The organism is Saccharomonospora halophila 8 (assembly GCF_000383775.1).
Classification (GTDB): domain Bacteria; phylum Actinomycetota; class Actinomycetes; order Mycobacteriales; family Pseudonocardiaceae; genus Saccharomonospora; species Saccharomonospora halophila.
Genome location: NZ_KB912485.1, coordinates 88,355 through 91,331, shown reverse-complemented (window position 1 = coordinate 91,331; position 2,977 = coordinate 88,355). Strand labels below are relative to the sequence as shown.

General features: G+C 70.4%; 3 protein-coding genes. 1 reads left to right on the top strand and 2 read right to left on the bottom strand.

What is annotated here, in order from left to right; genetic code table 11:
- Positions 1-61 precede the first annotated feature (61 nt).
- Together SACHA_RS0102395 and SACHA_RS0102390 are read right to left on the bottom strand one after the other, a co-directional pair.
- Positions 62-1,015, bottom strand: coding sequence for an ABC transporter substrate-binding protein (locus tag SACHA_RS0102395; RefSeq protein WP_019806929.1), 954 nt, complete (start codon positions 1,013-1,015; stop codon positions 62-64).
- Between the two features lie 229 nt (positions 1,016-1,244).
- Positions 1,245-2,042 (bottom strand): GntR family transcriptional regulator, encoded by a 798-nt coding sequence (locus SACHA_RS0102390; protein ID WP_019806928.1) that lies wholly within the window; start codon positions 2,040-2,042, stop codon positions 1,245-1,247.
- A 163-nt stretch (positions 2,043-2,205) separates the two neighbouring features.
- Between SACHA_RS0102390 and SACHA_RS19915 the strand changes: the two genes are divergently transcribed.
- On the top strand, positions 2,206-2,977 hold a 772-nt coding region (locus SACHA_RS19915; RefSeq protein ID WP_083935757.1), incomplete at its 3' end, for an SIS domain-containing protein.

Here is a 2,977-nt window from a genome sequence, read left to right as displayed (position 1 = left end):
GGGCCGCGGCTCCGCGTGGTCCGCGGGGCGCGCGCCGGTGCGGTCGTCGCTGTCGCGGCCGTCACGGGAGCAGGGCCTCCGTGTCGACCTTCTCGTCCACCAGGCCGTCCTCCCGCGCCAGCTCGGCGAGCCGCTCCACGGTGCCGGTGTTGATCTCACTGGACCACTTCGGGAGCGTCATCTCCTCCGCGACGGCCGGGTCGATCTCGGTGTAGTCGAGGATGGTCTCCCGGGCCTGGTCGGGGTTGTTCTCCGCGTAGTCCAGCGACCTGTTCAGCGCGGTGGTGAACCGCTCGACGAGTTCCGGGTCGGACTGCCGCAACTGCTTGCTGGTGAAGTAGGACGAGATCATGAGGTTGTCCTGGGTGTCCACCAGGTTCGAGGCGATCTCCGTACCGCCCTGGTTCATGGCGATCGTCCGGAACGGTTCGACCAGCCACGCCCCGTCGACCCGGCCCTCGGCCAGCGCCCCCGGCATCTCCGGGAACGGCAGCTCGACGAAGTTCACCTCGTCGGGGTTGCCGCCCGCCTTCTCCACCGACTGCCGCACGGTGGTGTCCCCGATGTTCTGCAGCGTGTTGACGGCGACGGTCTTGCCGGACAGTCCGGAGGCGTCCGTGATGCCGCTGCCCTCCGGCACCACGACGCCGCTGAAGTCGTCGCCCTGCTCACCGGTGGAGTAGTTGCCCGCGCCGACGATCTGCAGCGGGAGCCCCTTCGCACCGGCCAGCAGCAGCGAGGTCACGTTGCTGAACCCGAACTCGAACTCCTCGCTGACCACGCCGGGGACGATCGCCGCACCCCCCTGGCTGCTCTCCAGGGTGACGTCCAACCCCTGGTCGGCGAAGAAACCCTGCTCCACGCCCAGGTAGATCGGGGCGACGTCGACGATCGGGATCACGCCGACCGTGACCGGGTCCGCACCACCGGACTCACCGGCGGAGCCGCCCGAACCGCACGCCGCGACGAGAAGCAGGCTCGCCATGCCGGCGCCGATGCCGGTTAAGCGTCGCATGAGAGGGGTCCTTCCGAAGACGTTCACTAAACGTACGGATGTTCTTATACCGCACACACTCGGGACAGCGGAAGATGCGCACGGATAACTATTCGCCGTACCGGGCCGATACCGCCCGGAAATGTCCGGCCCGTGTCCAGGCGATTTCTTTCCGTCGACACACACCCGGACGCGGACACGGCACCGCCCCCGCCGCTAAAGCGACGGGGGCGGTGCCGTGCCGCGGCGCTCAGCGCCGGGAGGATGCCTTCGACCTGGCTGACGCCGACCGGGTCGACGCCGCCGAGCGGGTGGCGGCCGGCCTGGTCAGAGTCGTCACGAACTTGTACCGGTCACCCCGGTAGATCGAGCGCACGTATTCGACGGGCCGACCGTCCGCTCCGAACGTCTGCCGGGACAGCAACAGCACGGGCATTCCGACGTCCGCCCCGAGCAGCTCGGCCTCCTGCGGACCCGCGAGGGAGGTCTCGATGGTCTCCTCCGCGCGTTCCAGTTCCACACCGTGGCGCTCGCGCAACGCCTCGTACAGCGAGCCGCCCGACTCGAGCTGTCTGCGCAGGCCCCGGAACCGCGCCAGCGGCAGGTGACTCGTCTCCACCGCCATCGGTTCGTCGTCGGCCAACCGCAGCCTGCGCACCCGCAGCACCTTGGCGCCGCTGCGGATACCCAGCATCTTCGGCAGCTCACCCTCGGCGACCTCCTCGTCGATCTCCAGCAGCCGGGACGAGGGTTCGCGGCCCTGTGCCCGGATGTCCTCGGTATAGGAGGACAGCTGGAGGCGCTGGGCGAGCTTCGGCTCGGCGGCGAACGTGCCCTTTCCCTGCACCCGGTGCAACCGCCCCTCGGCGGTCAGGTCGGCCAACGCCTGGCGCACCGTCGTCCTGGAGACGGTGAACTCGTTCGCCAGGGCCCGCTCGGTCGGGATGGCCGACCCTGGTGGCATGGCTTCGAGCAGGTCGAGCAGGTGTTGTTTGAGCGCCCAGTACTTCGGCTCCCGCGTCCGCTGGGCGGGAAGCGTCTCAACCATGACCGACTCCCTCACTGCGAGTCCAACCCCCTCATCCTGGAACGTACCCTTCGGTCGGAAGGTTGAACGTGCGTGAAATGGTCCAGACCGATTTTTCTCCCTCGGCGACGAGCCGTCCCGCGCGGAACGGGGTGAGTGCGTGAACGACAGGCCCGGCGACCACATGAGGACGGAGATCGACCAGCAGCCCCACGTGCTCGGCGACCTGGCGGACGACCACGCGGACATCGCCGCGGTGGCCCGCACCGTCGCCGAGCGTCCGCCGCGGTTCGTGCTGTTCGCCGCGCGCGGATCCAGCGACCACGCCGCGCACTACGCCAGGTACCTCGTCGAGGTCCTGCTCGGGCTACCCACGGGGCTGGTCTCCCCGTCCACGACGACCCTGTACGGGGCCCGTCCGGACCTGCGGGACGTCCTGCTCGTCACGGTCAGCCAGAGCGGCGGCTCGGACGACCTGCTGGAGGTCACCGGGACGGCCCGGCGGCAGGGGGCCCGCACCCTCGCGGTGACGAACAGCCCCGGTTCCGCCCTGTCCGAGGCGGCCGAGTTGGCCGTGGACGTCCGTGCCGGGCCGGAACGGGCGGTGGCCGCGACCAAGACCTACACCGCCACCCTGCTGGCCCTGTACCTGCTCGTCGACGCCGTGCGTGGTGGCACCGGCGGAGGCGCCCGCGAGGTCGGTGCGCTCGCCGCACGCACGCTCGACGAATCCGCGGACGCGGTCACCCGTGCCGCGAACCGGTACCGGTTCGCCGACCGGGTGGTGACCACGGCGCGCGGCTACTCGTACGCCACGGCACTGGAGGCGGCGCTGAAGCTGGCCGAGACCAGCTACGTCTCCGCCCGCGCCTACAGCGGTGCCGACCTGTTGCACGGCCCGGTCGCCGCCGTCGACGCGGACACCGCCGTGCTGGCCGTCACCGGCGCGGGGGCGG

Excerpts from the sequence above, each read along its gene's own strand:
- SACHA_RS0102395 (WP_019806929.1), bottom strand. The coding sequence starts at position 1,015 with ATGCGACGCTTAACCGGCATCGGCGCCGGCATGGCGAGCCTGCTTCTC.
- SACHA_RS0102390 (WP_019806928.1), bottom strand. The coding sequence starts at position 2,042 with ATGGTTGAGACGCTTCCCGCCCAGCGGACGCGGGAGCCGAAGTACTGG.